General features: G+C 68.8%; 19 protein-coding genes. 9 read left to right on the top strand and 10 right to left on the bottom strand.

The window, feature by feature from the left end:
• Positions 1–37: 37 nt before the first annotated feature.
• Complete coding sequence (locus ACQ4L4_RS28410; RefSeq protein WP_431102110.1) at positions 38–1,075, top strand: response regulator; 1,038 nt, start codon at positions 38–40, stop codon at positions 1,073–1,075.
• 6 nt (positions 1,076–1,081) lie between these two features.
• Here ACQ4L4_RS28410 and ACQ4L4_RS28405 read toward each other — a convergent pair whose 3' ends face one another.
• On the bottom strand, positions 1,082–1,870 hold the full coding sequence (locus tag ACQ4L4_RS28405) for a hypothetical protein (protein WP_431102109.1): 789 nt from the start codon (positions 1,868–1,870) through the stop codon (positions 1,082–1,084).
• Positions 1,871–1,872: 2 nt separating this feature from the next.
• Complete coding sequence (locus ACQ4L4_RS28400; RefSeq protein WP_431102108.1) at positions 1,873–2,256, bottom strand: TA system antitoxin ParD family protein; 384 nt, start codon at positions 2,254–2,256, stop codon at positions 1,873–1,875.
• A gap of 125 nt (positions 2,257–2,381) precedes the next feature.
• Here ACQ4L4_RS28400 and ACQ4L4_RS28395 point away from each other — a divergent pair, with 125 nt between their 5' ends.
• Positions 2,382–2,852 (top strand): Rrf2 family transcriptional regulator, encoded by a 471-nt coding sequence (locus tag ACQ4L4_RS28395; RefSeq protein ID WP_377156955.1) that lies wholly within the window; start codon positions 2,382–2,384, stop codon positions 2,850–2,852.
• Positions 2,842–3,735, top strand: coding sequence for an NAD(P)/FAD-dependent oxidoreductase (locus tag ACQ4L4_RS28390; RefSeq protein WP_431102107.1), 894 nt, complete (start codon positions 2,842–2,844; stop codon positions 3,733–3,735). Before ACQ4L4_RS28395 ends, ACQ4L4_RS28390 begins: the two co-directional genes overlap by 11 nt.
• A gap of 103 nt (positions 3,736–3,838) precedes the next feature.
• Here the strand turns inward: ACQ4L4_RS28390 and ACQ4L4_RS28385 are convergent, their stop codons facing one another.
• A complete protein-coding gene (locus ACQ4L4_RS28385; protein ID WP_431102106.1) occupies positions 3,839–4,879 on the bottom strand; it encodes a hypothetical protein in 1,041 nt (346 codons plus the stop codon).
• 147 nt (positions 4,880–5,026) lie between these two features.
• Entirely contained in the window at positions 5,027–5,671 is a 645-nt protein-coding gene (locus tag ACQ4L4_RS28380) for a prolyl hydroxylase family protein (RefSeq protein WP_431102105.1), read from the bottom strand.
• A gap of 128 nt (positions 5,672–5,799) precedes the next feature.
• Here ACQ4L4_RS28380 and urtA point away from each other — a divergent pair, with 128 nt between their 5' ends.
• The 6 genes from urtA to ACQ4L4_RS28350 all read left to right on the top strand — a co-directional run bounded on the left by urtA (position 5,800) and on the right by ACQ4L4_RS28350 (position 17,541).
• Entirely contained in the window at positions 5,800–7,095 is a 1,296-nt protein-coding gene (gene urtA, locus ACQ4L4_RS28375) for an urea ABC transporter substrate-binding protein (RefSeq protein WP_431102104.1), read from the top strand.
• Entirely contained in the window at positions 7,095–8,693 is a 1,599-nt protein-coding gene (urtB, locus tag ACQ4L4_RS28370) for an urea ABC transporter permease subunit UrtB (RefSeq protein WP_431102102.1), read from the top strand. Before urtA ends, urtB begins: the two co-directional genes overlap by 1 nt.
• An 18-nt stretch (positions 8,694–8,711) precedes the next feature.
• Positions 8,712–9,956: an urea ABC transporter permease subunit UrtC gene (gene urtC / locus ACQ4L4_RS28365; RefSeq protein WP_431102100.1), complete on the top strand. Its 1,245-nt coding sequence runs from the start codon at positions 8,712–8,714 to the stop codon at positions 9,954–9,956.
• A complete protein-coding gene (urtD, locus tag ACQ4L4_RS28360) occupies positions 9,953–10,789 on the top strand; it encodes an urea ABC transporter ATP-binding protein UrtD (protein ID WP_431102099.1) in 837 nt (278 codons plus the stop codon). The genes urtC and urtD overlap by 4 nt, the downstream gene beginning before the upstream one ends.
• A 134-nt stretch (positions 10,790–10,923) precedes the next feature.
• The gene (urtE, locus tag ACQ4L4_RS28355) at positions 10,924–11,628 is read left to right on the top strand and encodes an urea ABC transporter ATP-binding subunit UrtE (protein ID WP_431102098.1); all 705 of its coding nucleotides are present in this window, start codon (positions 10,924–10,926) and stop codon (positions 11,626–11,628) included.
• 114 nt (positions 11,629–11,742) lie between these two features.
• Positions 11,743–17,541 (top strand): TcdA/TcdB pore-forming domain-containing protein, encoded by a 5,799-nt coding sequence (locus ACQ4L4_RS28350; RefSeq protein WP_431102096.1) that lies wholly within the window; start codon positions 11,743–11,745, stop codon positions 17,539–17,541.
• 132 nt (positions 17,542–17,673) lie between these two features.
• Here the strand turns inward: ACQ4L4_RS28350 and ACQ4L4_RS28345 are convergent, their stop codons facing one another.
• From ACQ4L4_RS28345 to ACQ4L4_RS28320, 6 genes are all read right to left on the bottom strand, one after another.
• Positions 17,674–18,669 carry a Bug family tripartite tricarboxylate transporter substrate binding protein gene (locus tag ACQ4L4_RS28345; RefSeq protein ID WP_431102095.1) on the bottom strand — a complete coding sequence of 332 codons (996 nt, stop codon included), beginning with the start codon at positions 18,667–18,669 and terminating at the stop codon, positions 17,674–17,676.
• 157 nt (positions 18,670–18,826) lie between these two features.
• Positions 18,827–19,768: a hydroxymethylglutaryl-CoA lyase gene (locus ACQ4L4_RS28340; protein ID WP_431105035.1), complete on the bottom strand. Its 942-nt coding sequence runs from the start codon at positions 19,766–19,768 to the stop codon at positions 18,827–18,829.
• A 145-nt stretch (positions 19,769–19,913) separates the two neighbouring features.
• Positions 19,914–21,110: a CaiB/BaiF CoA transferase family protein gene (locus ACQ4L4_RS28335; RefSeq protein WP_431102094.1), complete on the bottom strand. Its 1,197-nt coding sequence runs from the start codon at positions 21,108–21,110 to the stop codon at positions 19,914–19,916.
• Positions 21,111–21,281: 171 nt separating this feature from the next.
• On the bottom strand, positions 21,282–21,809 hold the full coding sequence (locus ACQ4L4_RS28330) for a hypothetical protein (protein WP_431102093.1): 528 nt from the start codon (positions 21,807–21,809) through the stop codon (positions 21,282–21,284).
• Positions 21,806–22,849 (bottom strand): AAA family ATPase, encoded by a 1,044-nt coding sequence (locus ACQ4L4_RS28325; protein ID WP_431102091.1) that lies wholly within the window; start codon positions 22,847–22,849, stop codon positions 21,806–21,808. The genes ACQ4L4_RS28330 and ACQ4L4_RS28325 overlap by 4 nt, the downstream gene beginning before the upstream one ends.
• Positions 22,850–23,014: 165 nt before the next feature.
• Positions 23,015–23,911: a LysR substrate-binding domain-containing protein gene (locus tag ACQ4L4_RS28320; protein ID WP_431102089.1), complete on the bottom strand. Its 897-nt coding sequence runs from the start codon at positions 23,909–23,911 to the stop codon at positions 23,015–23,017.
• Positions 23,912–23,979 lie beyond the last annotated feature (68 nt).

Genomic DNA, 23,979 nt, shown 5'->3' with positions numbered 1-23,979 from the left:
CGTGGCCGTGACCGCGACAGATGTTGGACGACCTGCGATGAACTCTTCGCTTCCTTCCGCCGTGGCGGCGCTGCTGGATCAGCAGCAAGGCGATCGTGTCCTGATGGTGGACGACGTGCCCGACAACCTGTCGCTGCTGCATGACGCGCTGGACGAGCACGGCTACACGGTGCTGGCGGCGACCAGCGGCGAGGCCGCCCTCGCCTGCGCGCAGCAGGGCCGGCCGGACATCGTGCTGCTGGACGCGATGATGCCGGGCATGGACGGCTTCGAGGTCGCGCGGAGGCTGAAGGCGGATCCCGCGACGGCGCACATCCCGATCATCTTCATGACGGGGCTGACGGAGACGGAGCACCTGGTCGCCGCGCTGCAGGCCGGCGGCGTCGACTACGTGACCAAGCCGCTGGACACGCGCGCGGTGCTGGCGCGGATGCAGGTCCACCTGCAGGGCGCGCGGCAGGCGCGGCAGACGCGCCAGGCGCTGGACGCGTTCGGCTACGCGAGCATCGCGGTGCGGGCCTCGTCGGGCCGCTTGCTGTGGCAGACGCCGCTGGCGCGCGAGCTGCTGCAGCTCTACTACGGCACGATCGCGCCGCAGACGCCGGCGCCGGTGCTGGCGTGGCTGCGCAAGACGCTCGACGAGATGGCGGCTCACACGCCCGCCGACGGCATGCCGCCGCAGGAGCCGGCGCGGCTGTGCGCCGAGCTCGGCGCGCGTCGGCTGAGCTTCCGGCTGCACCACTGCATCGGCGGCGAGGACACGCCCGGCGTGGCGGGCGTCGGTGCGGCGGCCGGCGGCGACTGGCTGATCGTGATGCGCGAGGTGTCGGACGTTGCGGTGATCCGCTCGCTGGGCCTGGCCTTCAGCCTCACGGCGCGCGAGGCCGAGGTGCTCTACTGGGTCGTCAAGGGCAAGATCAACCGCGACATCGGCGAGATCCTCGGCGCCAGCCCGGCGACGGTGAAGAAACACCTGGAGCGCATCCACGCCAAGCTCGGCGTGGAGACCCGCACGGCGGCGGCATCGATGGCGCTCACCAGGGTGAGGGAGATGCATCCGCAGTGGGAGGTGTGAGGATCCCTAGCCCCCTTCCTTCGCGCGCCGCCGCTGCATGACGCGTACATGAACCAACTGGACGGCACTCGTCGGAGCCATCGCCTGAATCAAGTCGGCGTCGATCGCATCCAGCACGTCGATGCCGAGTTCATGCCACGCGCGTCGGCCCGGAGAACTCCTGGCGAATCGCACGATCTGCTGGATCTTGTGTCCCACGCGCGAGGTGAATTCTTCGTCCCCGGAAGCGAGCAGGAAAAGCGCCGCCTTGACCACTTCGATTGCCCAACGAGCCTGCGTGATGACATGCGCGCCCTTCATCTGCTCGCTCGCGAAGCCGACCGCGTTCTGCACGCGGGACTCCAGAAGGTCGAAGGGATCCATGACACGGATGTATGAATCCTCGGTCCACTTCACTGTCATCGCATTGCGCTTCACCCGCTGCGTGAATTCGACGGTCTTCTTCGGGGTGCTGGTCGTGTAGAGCTGATGCAGCACATCGATGTTGCCGAAAAGCCCCTTGCGCAAGGGCAGGCGCACCTGGGCAACCAGCGCGGTGAGCGCGGATGCCGGAGGCTTCTGGAAGTGGGCTCCGAGCCGATCCGCCAGTTCACCGGCCTGCTGGGCGGTCCCGAGGAAGTCTGCATCGTTGGAGACCGACAACCCTCGCGCAGAGATACCGAATCTGCGCATCCAGAAGTGCAGCGCCTGACCGCCCACGAGCACCATGTCCTCTCCCGCGTTGACAAAGATGCGCTCGATCTGCGCATCGGTCAGCGGTGCCTCATCCTCAGGAAGCTTGGGCGAAGTGGCCATGTTCAGTAAGGCGAATCCAGGATTTCGACCTGGTTGATGCGCTTCGCGGAGAACCATCCCATCGCCATGCCGTGAACCTTCCCGGACCTGACGTTCTCCATGTCCTTCTTCTGCTTGGCGCGCTTCTCAGCCCACATCTGTTCGGCGGGAACGATCTTGCTGCTCAGCCGGCCCTTCGGTCGTCGCTCTTTCGAACCTGCCCCCGATTCGGCCTCCCCACGGAGCACTGAAACCATCTCATCTGTCGACAGTCCGGCGTCCTCAAGCGCTTTTCCCAGCCGCGCCCAGTGCTCGATCTGCTGAGCTGCGGAACGTGTCATGGCCTCGCCCTGCTCCTGAGCGGACTGAAAGAGTTCAGCACTGACGCGGACCGAATTCGATGACATGGGAACTCCTGTGGCAATTTGCCTCAGCCTAGCACTACTCTTCGTTCCTTCCCAGATCCGATGTGGCGCGAGCGACAAAGCCCCCTCGCCGGACATTGATAATTTCTCGCAACTCATAATGTTGCATGAAATCCAACAGCCAGCTGTCCGACGTCCTCCACGTGCTGCTGCACATGGCCGAGGGCGACGGCCCGTCCACGTCCGAATCGCTCGCCGCCGCGATGCAGACCAACCCCGTTGTGTTGCGCCGCCTGATGGGCGGCCTGCGCGAAGCGGGCTTCGTCGCTTCCGCGAAGGGCCACGGGGGCGGCTGGGTGCTGTCGTGCCCGCTTGACCGCATCACCCTTCGTGACGTGCATGACGCGCTCGGCGGCCCGTCGCTGGTGTCGCTCGGCTTCCGCGAGGAGCACCCGGAATGCCTCGTCGCGCGCGCCGTCAACGACGCGCTCGGCAACGCCGTGCAGGAAGCCGAAGCGCTCCTGCTGAAGCGGCTCGGCGCGGTGACGCTGGCCACGCTGTCCCGCGACTTCCACCAGCGCATGGTCGAGCTCGGCCATGCGCCCCATCGGCTCGAGGAGCATCACCATGAAGATTGATTTCGCCATCATCGGCGGCAGCTATGCCGGCATGGCCGCGGCCCTTCAGCTGGCGCGGGCGCGTCGTCAAGTGCTCGTCGTCGACGCGGGGAAGCGACGCAACCAATGCGTCGACGACCACGGCGGCGAGGCGCACGGCTTCCTGACGCAGGACGGCCGCGCGCCCGCTGCGATTGCGGAGGAAGCGCGCCGTCAGTTGCGGCTCTATCCGACCGTGCAGTGGATGTCCGGGCTCGCCGACGACGGACGCGTCGCGCCGGACGGCCGGCTTGAGTTCCGTGTGGGCGACGTCGCGGTCAGCGCCGGGCGGTTGATCCTCGCCACCGGTGTCCGCGATGAGCTGCCGCCCGTGCCCGGTCTCGCCGAACGTTGGGGACGCAGCGTCTTTCACTGCCCGTACTGCCATGGCTACGAGCTGAACCAGGGCCGCATCGGCATCGTCGCCGCGTCTCCGCTGGCGCAGCACCACGCGATGATGCTGCCGGACTGGGGCGTGCCGACGCTGTTCCTGAACGGCGCCTACGAGCCCAGCACAGACGACCTCGATGAGTTCGCCCGCCGCGGCACTCGCGTCGAGCCCACGCCGATCGCTCGTATCGACGGCGTCGCCGACGTCGTGCTGCGGGATGGCCGGACGCTGACGATGGACGGACTCTTCACCCAACCGCGCACGACGCCGTCGAGCACGATCGCCGCGCAGCTCGGCTGCGTCATGGAGGACGGACCGATGGGACCGTTCATCAAGGTCGGTCCGATGCAGGACACCAGCGTGCCCCACGTCTTCGCCTGCGGCGACGCGGCCCGCGCGGCTGGCAGCGTCACGCTCGCCGTGTCCGACGGCGCAATGGCCGGTTTCGGCGCCCATCGCTCGACGATGTTCTGAAACGACGAGGACCCCTCGCGGGGCCCTCGACTTCAAGTCGCGATGCTCGCTGGCCCTTCGGCCCGGAACATCGCGTGGCGCTCAGCGCGTTCTCGGCACTCGCTCAAGGCAGCCGGATCCGCTCGCCCTCGCGCGCTTCCCGCGTCTGCTCCCGACCTCGGCCGACCGTGAAGGTCACGCGCAGCGTCTTCTGCTCACCGTAGGCCGGATCGCGACCGGCCAGGTCGTTGTCGACACGGAGGTCGAGCACGCCGCCGCGGCTGGCGTTGCGGATCCGGTCCGTCACGTCGACCGTGCGTCCGCCGCTGCCGTAGGTGGCGCGCACGATGTTCAGCCGCTGGTCCTGGGACGGGCCCTGGCCGCCGGGGTTGTAGCCGCCGGGGTTGGTGGCGCTGCCCGGACGGCCGTCCCAGCCGCCGTTCCAGCCGCCGTGACCCCAGTCGCCGCGGCCCCAGCCCGTGAACTGGCCGCCATCGATCCACGCGCCTTCGCGGTAGTCGAAGGTCTTCACCTGGCCGCTGCGGTCGCGGGCATAGATGCGCAGCATCTTCGTGCGGCCCACCGCCGGATCGTCACGGAACAGGTCGTTGGTCACGCGCACCTTCGCGTCGCGCCGCGCCAGCTCGCGCAGGCGGGGCGTCACGTCGATGCTCGCTTCAGGCACGCCGTATCGCGCGCCCAGGATCGCGTAGGCGCCGTCGTCGTGGCCGCCGCCTTCCCAGTTGCCGTTGCCGCCGCCCTGGCCCCAGTCGCCGCCGCGCCAGCCGGTGAAGTCGTTGCCGTCGATGACGCTGCCCTCGCGGAACTCGAAGGTGCGGTTGTCGCCGTTGCGGTTGCGCGCGTAGATGCGCAGCATCTTCGTCTGGCCGTAGGCCGGATCGTTGCCGAACAGCTCGTTGGTCACCCGCACGCGGTCGTCGCGCCGCGCCAGGTCGCGCAGCCGGTCGGTCACGTCCATGTTGCGCTGCGCCGTGCCGTAGCGCGCATTCAGGATCTGCCACTGGCCGTCATCGCGCGCCGCCCAGGCCGACGTGCCCGTCAGCATCGCCACCAGCAGCATCAGCGCCGCCAGCAGCGCCTTGGCCATCCGGCCCATCGCGCGGTCCGGCCGCGGGGCCGTCATCGTCATTGCAGTCATCGTCATCGCGGTACCTCCTGGTTCTTTCCTGTTGTTCGGAGTTCTTCTTGAGTCCTCGTCCCCGGGGAGGCAAGTGCCTCGCCCGGGGAAGGGGCAGCATGTTGCATCAACGGCGTGACACGATCGCCGGTGCACGCACACTTCTTCGAGGTGTTACGAGCGGTCACCACCGCCGAACGTCGAGTCGAACCGTGAGTCAAAGCGCGAGTCGAACCCGGAGTCGAACTTCGAATCGAACCTCGACTCCGGTGCGTCGACCATCGGCGCGTACATCACATCCGAGCGCAGCACGTACTTGGTGCCCGAGGTCACGGGCGCGCCCTCATGCCAGGTGTCGTGGACGAAGACCAGCGCACCGCCGGTCCTGGGCCGCACGGCGAAGTCGCGGAAACCCGTCTCGCCGCCCTCGAAGCCCTCGTTCAGATAGACCAGGAAGCTCAGGCGGCTGACGAGCCCATCCTCGCGCCACGGACCGTCCTTGTGCATCCGGAAGCGCTGACCCGCCGTGTACTTGTAGAAGCGCAGTTCCCGGGGCAGGCCCACCGCGCGCGTGCCGTCGAGCTCCGGCAGCGGCAACTGTCGCAATCGTCCCCACAGTCGTTCGACCCAGGCGGCGCTCGCCACCATCGTCCGCTCGTTGTTGCGGATGTGGGCCAGCAGCTGCTGGCCCGCCTCCAGGCGGACCGTCGCGGCGTCGAAGCCGCTCTGCTCCGCCAGCGCGATCACCTCGGTGCATTCCTCGGGGGAGAGGAAACCCGGCACGGTGAAGACGCGGTCGTTGTGGGTCTGGATGTGCATGACCCATTCTCACCGCATGTACGCCATGTGCCGTATATGCCCCGCGTCCCCTCCTTCCTAGCATCCGCTCACTTCCCGAAGTCCTGCGTAGTCCGTACTAAGTCTTCCTTCCTCCACCGGAGCTCCCCATGTCCTCGCACCCGAAATCCCTTCGCCCCCAGCGCCGCCACGCGCTCAAGACCCTGGCCGTCGCCGGCGCGCTGACCGGCCTGAACCTCGCCGCCCTGCCCGCCTTCGCCGCCGACACCATCAAGGTCGGCGTGCTGCACAGCCTGTCGGGCACGATGGCGATCTCGGAGACCGTGCTCAAGGACACCGTCCTGATGGCCATCGACGAGATCAACGCCAAGGGCGGCGTGCTGGGCAAGAAGCTGGAGCCGGTGATCGTCGACCCGGCCTCCAACTGGCCGCTGTTCGCCGAGAAGACCCGCCAGTTGCTGACCCAGGACAAGGTCGCGGTGATCTTCGGCTGCTGGACCTCGGTGTCGCGCAAGTCGGTGCTGCCGGTGGTCGAGGAGCTCAACGGCCTGCTCTTCTACCCCGTGCAGTACGAGGGCGAGGAACTCAGCAAGAACGTGTTCTACACCGGCGCCGCGCCCAACCAGCAGGCCATCCCCGCGGTCGACTACCTGATGAGCAAGGACGGCGGCGGCGCCAAGCGCTGGGTGCTGCTGGGCACCGACTACGTCTACCCCCGCACCACCAACAAGATCCTGCGCGCCTATCTGAAGAGCAAGGGCGTGAAGGACTCGGACATCGACGAGAAGTACACCCCCTTCGGCCACAGCGACTACCAGACCATCGTCGCCGACATCAAGAAGTTCTCGGCCGGCGGCAAGACGGCGGTGGTCTCGACGATCAACGGCGATTCCAACGTGCCGTTCTACAAGGAACTCGGCAACGCCGGGCTGAAGGCCAAGGACGTGCCGGTGGTGGCGTTCTCCGTCGGCGAGGAAGAACTGCGCGGCGTCGACACCAAGCCGCTGGTCGGCCACCTGGCGGCGTGGAACTACTTCATGTCGATCAAGAACCCGACCAACGACGCCTTCATCAAGAAGTGGTCGACCTATGCGAAGGCGAAGAACCTGCCGGGCCACAAGGACAAGCCGCTGACCAACGACCCGATGGAGGCCACCTACATCGGCATCAACATGTGGAAGCAGGCGGTGGAGAAGGCCAAGTCGACGGACACCGACAAGGTGATCGCCGCGATGGCCGGCCAGACCTTCAGCGCGCCGTCGGGCATCACGTCCAAGATGGACGAGAAGAACCACCACCTGCACAAGTCGGTGTTCATCGGCGAGATCCGCGCGGACGGGCAGTTCAACGTGGTGTGGAAGACGCCCGCCCCGGTCAAGGCCAAGCCGTGGAGCCCGTACATCGCGGGCAATGAAGGCAAGCCCGACGAGCCGGCGAAGAAGTGATGCGGCGCGCCCTGCTCCTCGGATGGATCCTGGCGTTGTGCGGCCTCGCGCCCCTGGCGCAGGCGCTGACGCAGCCGCAGGCGCTGTCCGTCGCGCAGGGCGAGACCGATGACCGCATCGCCGCGCTGGGCAAGCTCGTCGCGGCACCCGACGCACGCACCGCGGTGCTGCTGCAGGCGCTGTCCGACGAGCGCGTGAAGCTCGGTCCTGATCAGCGCGTGCTGATCACGACCGAGGCCGGCGTCGTCGACGCCGCGACCGGCGCATCGGTGACGCTGACACCGGACGCGCAGGCCGCGCTCGAGGACGTGATGCTGAATAACCGGCTGCGCGGCGAGCTCGATGGCGCGCTCGCCGGGCTGCGTCTGTCGAGCGCCGACAAGGCCGAGCGTCTGGCCGCCGCGAAGGCGCTGATGGAAGCCGGCGGCGACGACGCGCGCGTCGCGCTGCTGGAGACCGCCATCACGAAGGAGCAGGACGCCACCGTCCTCGACGCCCTGAAGCTCGCCCGCGCGGCAGCGCTGGCCGCGAGCCCCGACGCGACCAAGCGCCTCGCCGCCGCGAAGCTGCTCGGCGAATCGCACAGCCCCGAGACGCGGCTGCTGCTCAACCAACGCCTGTCCGACGAACAGGACCCCGAGGTCAAGCGCGCGCTGCAGCGCTCGCTGCGCGCCGTCGAGGACACCCTCGCCTGGGGCGAACGCCTGGGCGCGCTGTTCACCGGCATCAGCCTGGCCAGCATCCTGCTGCTGGTCGCGCTGGGCCTGGCCATCACCTACGGCCTGATGGGCGTCATCAACATGGCGCACGGCGAGCTGATGATGATCGGCGCCTACGCGACCTACCTGGTGCAGGTCGCCTTCCGCCAATGGCTGCCGGGCTGGTTCGACGCCTACCTCATCGTCGCGATGCCCGCCGCCTTCCTCGCGTCGGCGCTGGTCGGCGCGGCGCTGGAGCGCACCGTGATCCGCTGGCTCTACGGCCGGCCGCTGGAAACGCTGCTCGCCACCTGGGGCCTGAGCCTGGTGCTGATGCAGGCGGTGCGCTCGCTCTTCGGCGCACAGAACGTCGCGGTGGAAAGCCCGTCGTGGATGGGCGGCTCGCTCGCGCTGCTGCCAGGACTCGCGCTGCCGGCGAACCGGCTCGTCATCATCGTCTTCGCGCTCGTGGTGCTCGGCGGCATGTCGCTGCTGATCGCGCGCACGCGGCTCGGCCTGTTCGTCCGCGCCGTCACGCAGAACCGCCCCATCGCCTCCTGCATGGGCGTGCCCACCGCGCGCGTGGACACCTACGCCTTCGCGCTCGGCTCGGGCCTCGCGGGCCTGGCCGGCTGCGCGCTGAGCCAGGTCGGCAACGTCGGCCCGGACCTCGGACAGAGCTACATCGTCGACGCCTTCATGGTGGTCGTGCTGGGCGGTGTCGGCCAGCTCGCCGGCACGGTGCTGGCGGCGCTCGGCCTGGGCCTGGCCAACAAGGCGCTCGAAGGCGTCGTCGGCGCGGTGCTGGCCAAGATCGCCGTGCTGCTGTTCATCATCGTCTTCATCCAGAAGCGGCCGCAGGGCCTGTTCGCGGTCAAGGGCCGCGCGCAGGAGTCCTGAATGCGCAGGGATCCCCTCATGACCGCGACCTCTCCCGCTTCCAACCCACCGCCCGCGGTCTCCGACACCGCGGCGTCCGCCATATCGCCAACCGCGCCGACCGCGCCGCAGGCGGCACCCCACGCCGCCCTGCTGCTGCCCCAGCGCCCCGCCCTGCTGAGCGGCGCCGGCTGGGTCGCCGTGCTGGCCGCTCTGACCGTCGCCTGCGTGCTGCTGCCGTCGCTGAACCTGCTGGTGCCGGCCGGCCATCCGCTGCATGTGGACGGCTACTGGATCAGCCTGCTCGGCAAGTTCTGCTGCTACGCAATGTGCGCGCTGGCGATGGACCTGATCTGGGGTTTCGCCGGCATCCTGTCGCTGGGCCACGGGCTGTACTTCGCGCTCGGCGGCTATGCGATGGGCATGTACCTGATGCGCCAGATCGGCACCGACGGCCAGTACCGCAGCACGCTGCCGGACTTCATGGTCTTCCTCGACTGGAAGGAACTGCCCTGGCACTGGGCCTTCAGCGACAGCTTCCTGGCCACGATGCTGCTGGTGCTGCTGGTGCCGGGCGGCATCGCCTTCGTCTTCGGCTTCTTCGCGTTCCGCTCGCGCATTAAGGGCGTGTACTTCTCGATCATCACGCAGGCGATGACCTACGCCGCGATGCTGTTCTTCTTCCGCAACGAGAGCGGCTTCGGCGGCAACAACGGCTTCACCGACTTCAAGCGGCTGCTGGGGTTGTCGATCACGACGCCGGGCATGCGGATGACGCTGTTCGTGCTGAGCGCCGTGGCGCTGGTCGGCTGCTACCTCGGCCTGCGCTGGCTGACGCGGGCGAAGTTCGGCCGCGTGCTCAGCGCGGTGCGCGACGCGGAATCGCGGCTGATGTTCTGCGGCTATTCGCCGCTGCCCTACAAGCTGGCCGCGTGGGTGCTGTCGGCGCTGATCTGCGGCCTGGCGGGCGCGCTGTACGTGCCGCAGGTCGGCATCATCAACCCGGGCGAGATGAGCGTCGCCAACTCCATCGAGATCGCCATCTGGGCCGCGGTCGGCGGACGCGGCACGCTCGTGGGACCGATCGTCGGCGCCTTCGCGGTGAACGGCGCGAAGAGCTGGCTGACGCAGTTCGCGCCGGAGTACTGGCTCTACCTGCTGGGCGCGCTGTTCGTCGCGGTCACGCTGTTCATGCCGGACGGCATCGCGGGGCTGGTCAAGCGCAAGTTCGGGAAGAAGACCGACGGCCGGCCCGCCAACGGGGCCGAGGAGACGACGCCATGAACCCCGACCTGCTCGAACAGGGCGCCGAGCGCCTGCGCGCCGCCAGCGGCCCCGGCTACGGCCGCGTCGTGCTGCCGGGCCAGCTGGACCTGGCGCACGGCCGCATCCTGTACCTGGAGGACGTGTTCGTCAGCTTCGACGGCTTCCGCGCCATCAACGGCCTGTCCATCGACATCGCGCCCGGCGAGCTGCGCTGCATCATCGGCCCGAACGGCGCGGGCAAGACCACGATGATGGACATCATCACCGGCAAGACCCGGCCCGACACCGGCACCGTCTTCTTCGGCGGCACGATCAACCTGCTGCGCCACAGCGAGGCCGAGATCGCGCAGCTCGGCATCGGCCGCAAGTTCCAGCGCCCGACGGTGTTCGAGGCGCTCAGCGTCTACGAGAACCTCGAGCTCGCGCTGCAGGGGTCTCGCGCGCTGCGGGCGTCCTTGTGGGGCGTGCTGAGCGGCGCGCAGAAGGACCGGCTGGCGGAGGTGCTGACGCTGATCCGCCTGCAGGATCAGATGACGCGCGCCGCGGGGCTGCTGAGCCACGGGCAGAAGCAGTGGCTGGAGATCGGCATGCTGCTGGTGCAGGACCCGAAGCTGCTGCTGCTCGACGAGCCCGTGGCCGGCATGACGGACCAGGAGACCGAACGCACGGCGGAGCTGATCCTGACGCTGAAGGGCAAGCACAGCATCATCGTCGTCGAGCACGACATGGGCTTCGTCGACCGCATCGCGGAGAAGGTGACGGTGCTGGCCGAAGGCTCGGTGCTGGCTGAGGGAACGTTGGCTCAAGTGCAAGCCGACGAACGCGTGATCGAGGTGTACCTTGGGAGGTGAGGCCCCCCCCCTACCGGCTTCGCCGGCCCCCTCAAGGGGGCGACCCCGATGGCCCGGCGGAGCCCGTTCCATGGGGTCCGCTGGGTTTTCACCGGCGCGGATCCACCACGACGACAACTTCGAGATGACTTGCCATGCTCACCGCTGAGTCCATTCATCAGTACTACGGCGGTTCGCACATCCTGCGCGACGTGTCGGTCAGCGCCTCGCCGGGTCGGATCACCGTGCTGCTCGGGCGCAACGGCGTGGGCAAGACCAGCCTGCTGAAGAGCCTGATGGGCTTGATCCCGATCCGCGCGGGCAGCGTCACGCTGGCCGGCACGGACATCACGCGCGCGACGCCCTACCAGCGCGCCCGCTCGGGCATCGGCTACGTGCCGCAGGGGCGCGAGATCTTCGCGCGGCTCACCGTCGAGGAGAACCTGCGCATGGGTCTGGCGAGCAAGCCCGGCGGCACGCCGATCCCGGAGCACTTGTACGCGCTGTTTCCCGTGTTGAAGCAGATGCTCAAGCGGCGCGGGGGCGACCTGTCCGGCGGCCAGCAACAGCAGCTCGCGATCGCGCGGGCGCTGGCGGCATCGCCGCGGCTGCTGATCCTGGACGAACCGACCGAGGGCATCCAGCCCAGCATCATCAAGGACATCGGCCGCGTCATCCGGCGCCTGGCCGACGAGGGACTCGACGGCCACCCGGTCGCGATCCTGCTGTGCGAGCAGTACTACGACTTCGCGGCGGAACTGGCCGACGAATTCCTCGTGCTCGAACGCGGCAGCGTGATCGCCCGCGGGAACAACGCGGACATGCAGACGCCGGAGATCCGAGGCTTGGTGGCGATCTGAGGCCTGCGGGATCCACGGCCGGGGCAGAAATTTTCATGAAGAGTTTCGAGCGTCCGGGGCAAGACCTGGCACGCGCCACGCCACTAGGGAGGCTCCACCGCCGAGCCTCCCGCCATGCCCGACTTCAGCCCCGCCCTCTTCAACGCCCTGCCTCGCCTGCAACCCGTCGACCGATCCCGGATCGATGACGCGCTGGATCCGCATCACGGCCTGCTGACCCTGTTCGTGCGCGAACTTGCGCCCCGCGCGAGCGGATCACCGGCCGGCGACATCCAGTTCGCCACCGGCACCAAGGACGCCCTCACGGCGTGGGCGGTGGACTTCGTCGTGGGCGCCTTGCCCCGCAAGGGTCTCTCGCTCGCCCAGCTGCAAGGCATGTGGACGTCGATGCTGTCGGGCATGGTCGAGTCGATCATGACGGCGGTTCGCACCGCCGATTTCTCGGGCATCGTCGACGCCGCGCACGGACTGGGCAGCATGCTCCAGCTGGGCCAGGATCCCGGCGAGCCGCCACGTCTGTGCCACTTCACCTCCGACAACGGCCTCTCGCCCGCCCCGGCCAAGGCGACCGAGGTCGTGCTGCCGCTCTCGGAAGGCCTGCTGCTGAAGCTGCTCGACGTGGCCCTGGCCTCGGCGCGGTTCGCCAGCCCCGCCGGGGCCACGATCGGTCTGCGCGCGCGTTTGCAGGCGCTGAAGGCGCTGCTCTGCGAGCAGCCGCTCAAGGTCGACATGAGCCACGCGCGCACCCTGTGGCGTACGGAGGCGTCGCGGCAATCGCCCGCGTTCGAGGCGATCCGCGACGTCGTCGCGGCGCAGGAGCGCCTGGTGCGCCGCGGACTGGTGCCCGCGACCCGATTCGTTTCCCCCGGCCCGACGTCCGCCTCGCCTCGGACGCCGGAAGACCGCGCGCTCATCCGGGCCCTCCAGGCCGGAGGGACGGACCGCCCCGCCGGGCAGGACGCCCAGGACACCCCGGCCCCGTGGAGCGCACGGAGCGTGCCCGAACCCGGCCCCACGCCGTCCGACCGCGAGCGCGGGACCTGGGTGTTCCAGCCCGACCGCCATGGATCCTGGGCAACCCTCCACGTCGATCCGCTGCCGGCGACCGCTTCCGCCGAGGACATCGCCAGGCAGGACCAGCAGTTCCAGCTGCTTCGCGATTTCGTGCTGGTCCGCCTGTTCCAGGAGGGGGTCACGAATCGGCTCGACGTCACGCTCAAGGGCGATGACATCCTGGTCGGCGACCTGCCCGTCGCCACCCGATCCCGCCGCGGCGCATGGATCCCGGACCTCGACGCCATCAAGGAGGCGCGGAGCGTGACGACGGTCATCGAGCGGCCGTCCACACACTCGACGATCGACCAATGGTGGGACGGCAGCGCGTACCGCTTCTTCGAGCCGCGCATCCGTGCGACAGAGGTGCGGCAGCTGCGCCTGTTTCTCCAGATGAGCGCGGACAGCTCGAACCTCGCGCTCGAGCGATACCGCTATCCGGACGAGGCCGTCTGGATCCAGATCGATCGGCACGGCCATCAGCGCATCGTCGGCGGCGAGGCCCTGCTGTCGCGCCTCACCCCGGACACGCGGGTGAAGCTCGAGATCGAAGGCCACGACAGCGTGAGCGACACGGGGTCGCTCGAGTTCGAACACTACGCCCCCGCGGCGCTCATCGACCGGGTGAAGACGGCGTTGCGCGAGCTGGGGATCCGCCGGACCGCGAGCCAGGTGACCTTGCGGTCCTGCGCGCTCGTCAGCCGCGCCGCGCCCGGGTCGTTCGCCGAGCGCTTCCTGGAGGCCGGCATCGAGCAAGGCCTGCTGACCGGCGACGCGCAGGTGACCGCCTACTCGGAGCTGCTGGGCTTCGTCCTGAACCGATGGGACTGGTGGACGGCACCGCTGTTGCGTCCGGACGTGCCCCGGGTCACGATGCGCTTCCTCGGCGCCGCCGAGGAACGCCATGCCCCGGGCAAGACCTGGATCTACACGCGCGATCCGTCGACCGGTCGGATCGCGCGCCACGACAAGTACCCTGCCGCGCCCGGTCAGCGACCGGCGGACACGGTCTATCGGGAAGCATCGGCGATCAGCCTCGAGCGCTGCACCATCCTCGGCGCGGCCGGACGCGTCATCGACCGCCTGCGTCCCACCGCGCGCCATCACCTGCTGCCCGCGACGCCCGACGACGCCCCGTCGACGCTGAGCTTCTTCGACGAATCGACCGGCGCGACCGCGGCGATACCGGTCGACGATGCGGCCGAGGCGCGGCTCGTGGACGCCTACCTGCGGCAGCTGTCCATGCTGCTCGACGAGATGCCGGCCGAGACCGCCCGCGCGATGTCCGCGGAACCCGTCGAGGCCCAGGCGCCCGACGGCCTCAATGTGGGACTGCTCGCACTGGCGCTGAGCCAGCTCTCCAGGACCTCACCGGCGGGATCCCCCTATCAGGCGGCCGTCACCTACCTCGGAATGACGCAGGGGGCCGCCTTCCTGGGGGGGGATGCCGCGACGCTGGCGAACATGATCCGCACGACGATGCAGAGCACGGACGCGGCCGTCGTCTCGGGTCTCTCCCAGGCAACGGCACTGCTGACCCAGGGCTTGCGCGGCCTGGGCTCGGTACTCCAGGCCGGTGTCGTCGGCCTGGACATCAAGAACCTGGTCGACGCGATCGCCTCGGGACGGGCGTCCGCGATCGGCGTCGCGGGCACGCAGCTGGGTTTCGACATCGCCGGACTGGGCCTCCTGGGCGCCAGCGCCATCGCGGCCCTGGCCGGCTTCACCCTGCTGTCCACCGGCTTGAGGGAACTGGCCGTGCCGCTCGCGGGCATCGCGATCGGCGTCACCGGCCTGGCGCGAGCCGTCGCCGAAGAGGAGGAGCGGCTCAACTTCAATCTGCAACCGCTGCACGGGATCGACGAGGGATACGACGCGCCGCTCCGCTCGCTGCCTGCCACCGCCAACGCCAACGCCAACGCCGGCGGCAGCGTCAACGCCGGCGGCAGTGTCAACGGCAGCGGCAATGGCGGCGGCAATGGCGGCGGTGGCGGTGGCGGTGGCGGTGGCAGTGGCGGTGGCGGTGACGGCGACCGGCAGTTCCTGGCCGTCGCCGCCTGGGCGCCGGTGAACCGCATCGATTTCGTCAACGGCGAGGTCGGCTTCGACGACGCCACCATCGGGGAAACCTCGGTCCGTCTCTCCGGTCTCTACACGTCCGGCGGCCATGCGCATGACTGGAAGATCAACGACGGGTCCGACGCTCAATTCGCCAAGTCGCGCGACGGGATGGACCTCGACCTCTGGTCGCTGCTGTGGAAGCCGGGACGCGCGATCCGCCCGGTGGCCGCGCTCGCCGGGGAACAACGGGATCCGTCCCGCGTCCTGGTGCTGGCAACCAGCCCCGCAGTGGACATCGACTTCGAGGTCTATTCCAACAGCCGGGCCGGCGGCGATTTCTCCGTCCTCGGCGATGCGCGGCTGGACCGGATGGAGCGCCGCAGCGGCGGACAGTTCGTCGGCGACTACGTCACCTCCAGCAGCATGGCCAAGTCCGCCGATGTCTGGCGCTACGCGTACCGCAAGAGCGCGCTCACGGTCGTGCTCGACGAGCAGGCGCGCCTGCTCGCGCTGCCGGGTCGCGCCGGCCTGGACGACGCGCGCTTCACCTTCAGGAACCATGACGGAGAACCGGATCGCGGCATCCACCCGCTGGACCAGTCGCTGGTGGACTGCCGGCTGATCGGCGGCGGGGGTCGGGTCGTGCTGATGCTGCCCGCCGACGGCACGGTCCGCAACCCGGTGACGATCGTCCCGTCCGCGCGGCCCGGAGAGTCATGGACCGTGCTGCTCGACGGCGCGTTGAGCGCGGGGGGGAAGGCCTTCGAATTCCTCGACGAACACGGCCCGGGCAAGAGCGCGGGTGAGAGTGCGGATAAGAGTGCGGGTAAGGGCGAGGGCGAGAGCCCCGCCCTCGGCTTCCGGCTCAACGGGCAGACGATCCGGTTCGAGTCGATGCCACGCACACCCGTGACCGTGGTCGACCCCCGGCAGCCCGAGCTGGGCGTGTGGCTGGACCTGGGTCGGAAGCGCGTCGCACTGGTGGTCGACCTTGGCTATGCGCCCTACGACATCGATCCGGTGGCGGAGGTTCGAACCCACCTCGACGCGTTGGGCCATCGTCTCCTGGAGGGCGGATTGACCGCGCAAGTCCTGCCACGACGGGGCGAGGGGCTGGTGCTGCTGACGGCTCAGACCGACGCGGTCGACGCGCCGATCCCCGGCGATGACGTGCGCCTCACGCCGGGTCTGCCGCAGGACCTGGCACTGGCGGACTCGGGCCGCCGCGTGCCGCTCGGCGGCTACGTCGATCTCAAGAGCGGTCATGCGGTCCTGCAGGGCGATCAGACCCTGTGGATCCACGACCCCACGGCGACTTCCGCACCGTCGCCTTCGCATTCAACGTCGCCTTCACCCTCGCCCATATCCGCATCCGCTTCCGCGCTGGCACGTCGCGATCACGCCGCACAGTGGCTCAGGATGGCGATGTCCGGCGACGAGGCGACAGGCGACGGCACGAGGGGGCCGGTCGTCGCGCCGGCGGACAACGGCGACGTGTCGTCGACCGGCAGCGCGTCCTCTCCGCGCTGGCCGGATCGAGGCGCCTTGCAGCGTGCCGAGCGCAGGACGCTGCTCACCGACCTGAAGCGCTTCACCGCGCTGGCGATGGACGGGGGTCGACCGTGGGTGCCTCTCGGCGACACCCCGGCGCAGTCGCGCGAGTTCGTGTTCCGCCTGCGGCGCGCCGGCGTGGACATCGTGATCGACAACACCGACGCCCCGAGAGGCGTGGACCGGGGCAGCGTCCAGGACCGCTACGACGCCAACGCCGATGCGCTGGCGCTGTTCAGGGAGGACCTGCGGCGGCTGATCGAGATCGACGACTACCTGACGCCCAAGTCGCGCCGGCGCGGAGACGCCACACCGCCCGAGCCCTTCTCCCGCGCGCTGATCCAGGGCGACGGGCGCGAGATCGACCTCTCGTCGACGCTGCGCAGGCGGGACATCGACGAGGCCGTGGTCCTGCCCGAGGTCGACGAAGCGCCTCGCCGCCTTCGCTTCGACGCAGAGACCGGCGCGGACATCCGGTCCGCCTACAACGGCCTGGACCTGCTCGTGTTCGATGCCGCCCGGCCAGCTTCCCCCCTGATCCGCGTCCGCGACGCCCTGCTCGTCGGGGACCACGCCTCCGGCCACGTGCTGATGCCCGATCCTGCGTTGTCGATCTCCCGGCGCGTTCCCGGGACGGCAACGGCAACGGCAACGGCAACGGCAACGGGGACGGGGGCTGCCGCAATGTCGACGACGACCCCGATCTCGACGGCGCTCGCCTTGCCCGCCGAGCGTTTGGACGTCCCGATCCTGACGCTCAGGGATCGTCGTCTGTCGCTGGTGCGGGACGGCGGCGACCTCGTCGCGCGATCGGGCGACGGATGGGACGAGCAACGTCTGCCGTGGTTCTTCGATCCCGACGCGCCGGGCGGCGGCGCCGAGGCGTCCCGCACGGACCGCGCGCTGCTGACGCGGATCCGCCAGGACGATGGATCCTGGTCGTTCGGCGAGCTCGTCAACGACAACCTGCTGGACATGATGGCCGCGCAGGACAGCGTCGGCCGCTCGACTGGACGCGCGATCGACTGGTCCATCGCCACCGTCGACGACCCGCGCGCGAGGGTGCCCCGGCTGACGATGGACAAGACCGGTCACGTGGCGGCGGCGACCTTCCGGTTGCAGGCGCTCCGGTTGAGTGCCTTCATCGCCGGCATGCCTGCGGAGGGACGTCCAAGGACTTCAGACCTGACCCTCCCGCCGGCGCCCCGGATGTCATCGTCGGCGCTGCTCGTGCCGCAGCACGGCTGAGGCCGCCGGGACAGGCGCCGCTGCAGCCTTCACGTTCGCCACTGCTACTACTGCCGCTGCTGCGATTGCTGCTGCGGTAGCGGCTGTTGCAGCGGCAGCGGCAGCGGCAGCGGCAGCGGCGACAGGGTGGACTCAATCCGCCTGGATCTTGGCGGACGAGATCACCTTGCCCCAGCGCAGGAACTCCGCGTCCGAATGCGCCTGCAGCTGCTGCGGGTTCATGTAATCCGCGGCGGCGCCGAGCTCGGCGGCCTTCTTCTTGAACTCGGGCGTGGCCATGATCTTCTGGATCTCGGTGGTCAAGCGGTCCACCACCGCCTGCGGCGTCTTGACCGGCGCGAACACCGCGAACCACGATCCCGCATCCAGGTTGGGCAGCCCCGCCTGCGCGGCGGTCGGCACGTCCGGCAGCGAGGACAGGCGCTCCTTGCCCGTCACCGCGACCGCGCGCAGCTTGCCCGCCGCGATGAAGGGCATGAACGGCGGCGGCGTGCCGAAGGTCAGGTCGACCTGACCGCCCAGCAGATCCTGCAGCGCCGGCCCCGTGCCCTTGTACGGGACGTGGATCATCTGGATGCCGGCCTGCTGCTCCAGCATCACGCCGGTGACGTGCTGCAGCGAGCCGTTGCCGGACGACGCGAACGACAGCTTGCCGGGGTTCTTCTTCGCGTAGGCGATCAGCTCGGCCGTCGTCTTCGCGGGCACGCCCTCGCGCAGCACGATCAGCTGCGGCGCGGTCAGCACGTTGGCCACCGGGCGCAGGTCCTTCAGCTCCCACGCGCCCTTCTGGATGTGCGGCGTGATCACGTGATATCCGGAGTACTGCATCAGGATCGTGTAGCCGTCGGGCTCCGCGCGCTTGGTCGCGACGGCGGCCAGCGCGCCGCTGGCGCCGGAGCGGTTGTCCACCACGACGGTCTGGCCCAGCGCCTTGCCCAGCGGCTCGGCCAGCATGCGCGCGGCGATGTCCGTGGTGCCGCCCGGCGCGGCGCCGACCAGCATCGTGATGGGCTTGCTCGGATACGGCGACTGCGCGTACGCGGCGCTCATCGGGGCCAGCGCGGCCACGGCGGCCGCGATCAGCGCAACGGCAGGTGCGCCCACGGCGAGGCGGCGGATTCTGTTCATGGTCTTGTCTCCGGGAAGCCGCTCGAGGCGGCGTTGTCGTTGGGGTGAAACGGAAAGCTCGTGCGGGAAAGTCGTGCGTGCCAGGTCTTGCGGGAACAGGTCTTGCGGGAACAGGTCTTGCGGGAACAGGTCATGCGAGAGGTCGGCGAACGGAACCTCAGGCGTCGCGGGCCAACGCGCGTTCGCGGATCGCGTCGAAGTCGCGCGGCCGCGGATGCAGGTCCAGCCGGCGGCCGGCGCTGACGATCTGGCTCGGCACCGCGTGGCCGATCAGTGGCGGCAGGCGCTTAGCCGCGGCGATCAGGCGTTCCAGGTCGACGCCGGTGTCGCAGCCCATGCACTGCAGCGCATGGACGATCTCCTCGGTGCAGACGTTGCCGGTCGCGCCGGGCGCATACGGGCAGCCGCCGATGCCGCCGAGCGACGCGTCGAAGCGGTCCGCGCCGGCGTCGATCGCCGCGATCACGTTCGCCAGGCCCATGCCGCGCGTGTTGTGGAAGTGCAGCGTGAGTTGGACCTCGGGCCAGCGCGCGCGGAAGGCGCGCACCAGCGCGACGACCTGCGTCGGATAGGCCATGCCGGTGGTGTCGCACAGCGTCACGCCGCGCGCGCCGAGGTCGTCCAGGAAGTGGCCGCACCAGCCGAGCACCGTGTCGACCGGCACGTCGCCCTCCATCGGGCAGCCGAACGAGCACGACAGCGACACGTTCACCGCGATGCCGGCCTGGTGCGCCATCGCGGCGACCTCGGCCAGGCCGGCGAAGGACTGCTCGCGCGTCATCCGCAGGTTGGACAGGTTGTGGCTCTCGCTGGCGGACATCACCAGGTTGAGCTCGTCGGCCCGGGCCTCGATCGCGCGTTCGGCGCCGCGGACGTTGGGGACCAGTACCGTGTAGATCACGCCCGGCTTGCGGACGATGCCGGCCATCACCTCGGACGCGTCGGCCAGCACGGGGATCGCCTTCGGGGAGACGAAGGCGGTCACCTCGACCTTGGCCAGGCCGGCGTCGGACAGCGCATCGACCAGCGCGATCTTCTCGGCCGTCGGCACGAAGGTCGTCTCCGCCTGCAGGCCGTCGCGGGTACCGACGTCCTGCATGAAGATGCGGCGGCCGGCGCCGGTCCAGACATCGGACGGCGCGCGGGCTGCCGTGCCGGTGGCAGCGGAGGCAGCCGAAGGGGAGGCAGAAGCGGAAGCGGAGGAGGAAGCGGCGGAGGAAGAGGAGGCAGTCATCGCGGAGCCTTCAGGAAACGATCTTGCGATCACGGAGCGCGTCGATCTGTTCGGCGGTGAGGCCGATCTCGCGCAGCACCTCGTCGGTGTCGCCGCCCAGGCGCGGCGCGGCGCGGCGCACCGCCCCCGGCGTGCCCATCAGCTTGGGCACGATGCCCGGCACGTCGAGCTCATGGCCGTCGCGCGTCTGCTGCTTGATGATCATGTCGCGGGCGCGGAAGTGCGGGTCCTCGACGATGTCCTTGGCCGTGTACACGCGCCCGGCGGGCACGCTGGCCTCGGCGAGCGGCGCCAGCACGTCGTCGACGGTGCGCGTCGCGGCCCAGGCGCCGATGGCGGCGTCGATCTCCTCGACGCGGGCCACGCGGCCGGCGTTGTTGGCCAGTGCCTCGTCGTTGGCGAGATCCTCGCGGCCGATCACCTGCATCAGCCGCTTGAAGATCGAATCGCCGTTCCCCGCGATCAGCACGACGCCGTCCGCGCAGGGATACGCGTTCGACGGCGCGATGCCCGGCAGCGCCGAGCCGGCCGGCCCGCGCACGGCGCCGAAGGCGCTGTACTCGGGGACCAGGCTCTCCATCACGTTGAGCACGGCTTCGGTGAGCGCGACGTCGATGACCTGTCCGCGTCCGCCGTTGACCTTGCGGTGGTAGAGCGCGGTCAGCACGCCGATCGTGCCGTGCAGCGCGGCGAGCGTGTCGCCGATGGAGATGCCGCAGCGCACCGGCACGCGGCCGGGTTCGCCGGTCAGGTGGCGCAGGCCGCCCATCGCTTCGCCGATCACGCCGAAGCCCGGCAGGTCGCGATACGGCCCCGTCTGACCGTAGCCGCTGATGCGCAGCATGATCAGGCCGGGGTTGGTCTTCGCAAGTTCCTCGTAGGACATGCCCCAGCCTTCGAGCGTGCCGGGGCGGAAGTTCTCGATCAGCACGTCGGCTTCGGCAATCAGTTGCCGGGCGATGTCCTGGCCGTCTTTCTGGCGGAGGTCGAGCGCGATCGAGCGCTTGTTGCGGGACTGGACCTGCCACCACACGGAGGTGCCGTCCTGGATCATGCGCCAGTTGCGCAGCGGGTCGCCGCTGCCGGGCGCCTCGATCTTCACGACGTCGGCGCCGAAGTCGCCGAGCGTCTTCCCGGCGAACGGGCCGGCGATCAGTTGCCCCATCTCGACGATGCGCAACCCGTGCAGGGCCTGCAGACCTTCCATGGCTCGATGTCTCCTTGTATTGGAGACGGATTCTGGGAAGGTCCGCCTCCGGTGGGAATGCCGGAGTGGCGGCGCCAGCTTTCACGGATCGCGAAAGCGGGGTGGGGTTCGCCCTGACGGGCCAACCATGCCGCTACGGGACCTGAGGGCGCACTGGATAGCGCCAAAGACCTAGTAGCGACTCAGTTGCCAGCCTGGAAACGCGCTCGCCCAGCGCTGGGGATTGAGCACCACGCACACCTGGGCCAACTCACGCTGCCAGCGCGGTCCTGACAGCCCGATCGGAATGGATCGCCTGAGTTCCTTGTTCACCACGCCGAGCAATCCGTTGTCCAACGTCAATACGCACAGGTAGCGCACGGGCTTGTCCGGACTGCCCGTCGCTCGTTCGGACCAACGATAGAGCCAGGTGTCGCGAAGCTTGTGAACGAGCACATCCCGCAGGTGATTCACACGCTCCCGTCGTGCGCCGCGCTCCTCGTCGGAGGCTGCGACCTTGAAGTTGTAGTCATCCGGAGCATGGAAGTCCTTGACCTCGATGAACAGAGTGTCGCTGGGAAGCTCCACCACAATGTCCACGGCCTTCATGGCGTGGGACAGCCCGTGAAACTTCGGGTGTTGGCTGTCTTTCTCGTCAAACACGTGCGCCTCGATGGCGTCCGGAAAGTCGAACTCAAATCCGTCAGCGCGCACCTTCATTGTCCGAGGTCCCCCATTTGCTGACGGATCTCCCGATCGGCCAGCGCTCCCAGCGTCTCGTCAATGACGTTGGGTTCAAGCAAGTCGTAGTCCGCGAAGGAGGCCACGTTCACCTTACGCTGCTCATCGCGGAACAAGCTGTGGAACTGCACCTGGTCCTCAGGCTGCAGCTGCAGATCGAATTCTTTGAGCAGGTTGTAGTTGTGCGAGGTCACAAAGACCTGCACACCCAGACGTTGCAGTTCGATCAGGATCTGCACGACGGTCTTCATCAGCTTGGGATTCAGATTCGCCTCGGGCTCGTCCCAGAGCAGCACACTGCCGTCCAGCAGGGTGCCGTTCTGAATGAGTACCCAGAGCAAGCCGAGCTTTCTGATGCCTTCGGCCAGCAATGTGAACTCAAGCTCGCCTTGAGGGCTCTTCAGGAAGAACTCTTCATTGCGCGTGACCACCTTGCCGTCCATCGACTGCTGAAGAATGTCCAGCAGGCGCTTGCGATCCATGTCGGTGGGGCCCTTCAAGGTCCCTAGGAACGCGCGGTCGATGATGTCCGCGTAGACCTCCTCGAAATGAATGTGCCGAAGGCTGTACAGCGACCGGAAGCCCGGCGCATTGGCCATCATGTCCTTCACGGGGATATAGACCGAGGTCAGCGGATGCTCCTGCCACTGCTTGTGCGCCCCGGACACCGTCGCCTTTCCCGGCTCCTTCGTATGGTTAGACATGGACAGGCGCAATGACAGCGACTTCGACTGTCCGTCCACCTGCACGGATCGGGTGACGTCCACGGTGCAGGTGCTACTCGACGATCGACGCTGCACAAGCCTGCCGATCTGCTCGCCGGATGGCAGGAACACACGATTCAATTTCTCGGCGAAGCTCTTCTGGCTTGTGCTGACATCGCACGCCGCGTAGACCAACTTGAGCAGATGAGTCTTGCCGCACCCGTTCTCGCCGACAAAGATGTTCAGCCCAGGGGAAAACCTGAGATTGAGCTGTTCGAACGCTGTGAATCGTTCCAGCTTGATGGCGTCGAGCATGAGGCTTGTTCCGATTTCGGGGCAGCCTGTCAGCTTATCGCATGGGCGATGCGTGAGCGATCAGACGGACCCGGAGATGGAGTTCCTCAAGCGGCAACACTCTGCCGGTTGACTGGTCCCTTGATCTCTAACCGGCACGATGCTGCCGATTGCGGGCGAGTCTTCTCAACGGCGCTCGCACAGATGATCGATGAACACCCGCACATGCCGTGGCAGCGCATCGAGGTCGCGCACGCCGATGAGCAGCGTGCGGTCGGACCAGTCCTCGTCGAGCCCGATGCGCCGCAGGTTCAGCGGCTTGAGCAGCGGCTCGACCGCCACGTCCGGCAGAACGGCGACGCCCATGCCCGCGGCGACCATGCGGCACATCGCGTCGAAGCTGCGCACCTGGATGCGGTTCTTCAGGCGCCGGCCGAGTTTCTCGGTCTCCATCTCCAGGCGCTTCTGCAAGGAGGTGGCCTTCGCCAAGGTGACGAAGTCGTGTTCGACGGCCTGCTCCCAGCGGACCGACTTGCGTTTCGTCAGCGGATGCCCGGCCGGCGCGACCAGCACCAGCCGGTCGTGCCGGTAGTTCAGGACGTGCAGGCCCAGCGCCGGCGTGCGATCCGCGAAGATGCCCAGGTCCGCGCGACCGTCCAGCACCGCGACCACGATCTCGTGGCTGTCGGCTTCCTCGAGCTCGATCCGGATGCGCGGGTTGTCGCGCCCGAAGGCCGACACCTGCGCCGGCAGGAACTGCGTCACCGCCGAGGTGTTGGCCCACAGCCGCACGACGCCGGTCAGGCCCGACGCGTAGTCGGACAGGTCGGCCGTCATCTGGTCCACGTCGCTGAGGATGCGCTGCGCGTGCTGCTGCAGCGCCAGGCCCGCGGCCGTCAGCGTGACGCCGCGCGAATGCCGCTCCAGCAGCGTCGTCCCGAGCGAATGCTCCAGGTCGCTCAGGCGCTTGCTCGCCGCGCCGACCGCCAGCGCGGCCAGCGCCGCCCCCTGGCTGATGCTGCCCGTGCGGGCCACCAGGCTGAAGAGCGACAGCGAGACGAGATCGACGCGATGCAGGTTCATGGCGGAGGGAGTATCCGTCCGCGCCGCCGCCGTGAGAGCGACGGCGCGGCGGTTCACCGCCCGACAGT

Origin of the sequence: Roseateles noduli, assembly GCF_050626985.1 — a bacterium.
GTDB lineage: Bacteria > Pseudomonadota > Gammaproteobacteria > Burkholderiales > Burkholderiaceae_C > Roseateles > Roseateles noduli_A.
The sequence above is the reverse complement of the archived record's forward strand: the minus strand, read 5'-3'. Positions and strand labels throughout refer to the sequence as shown.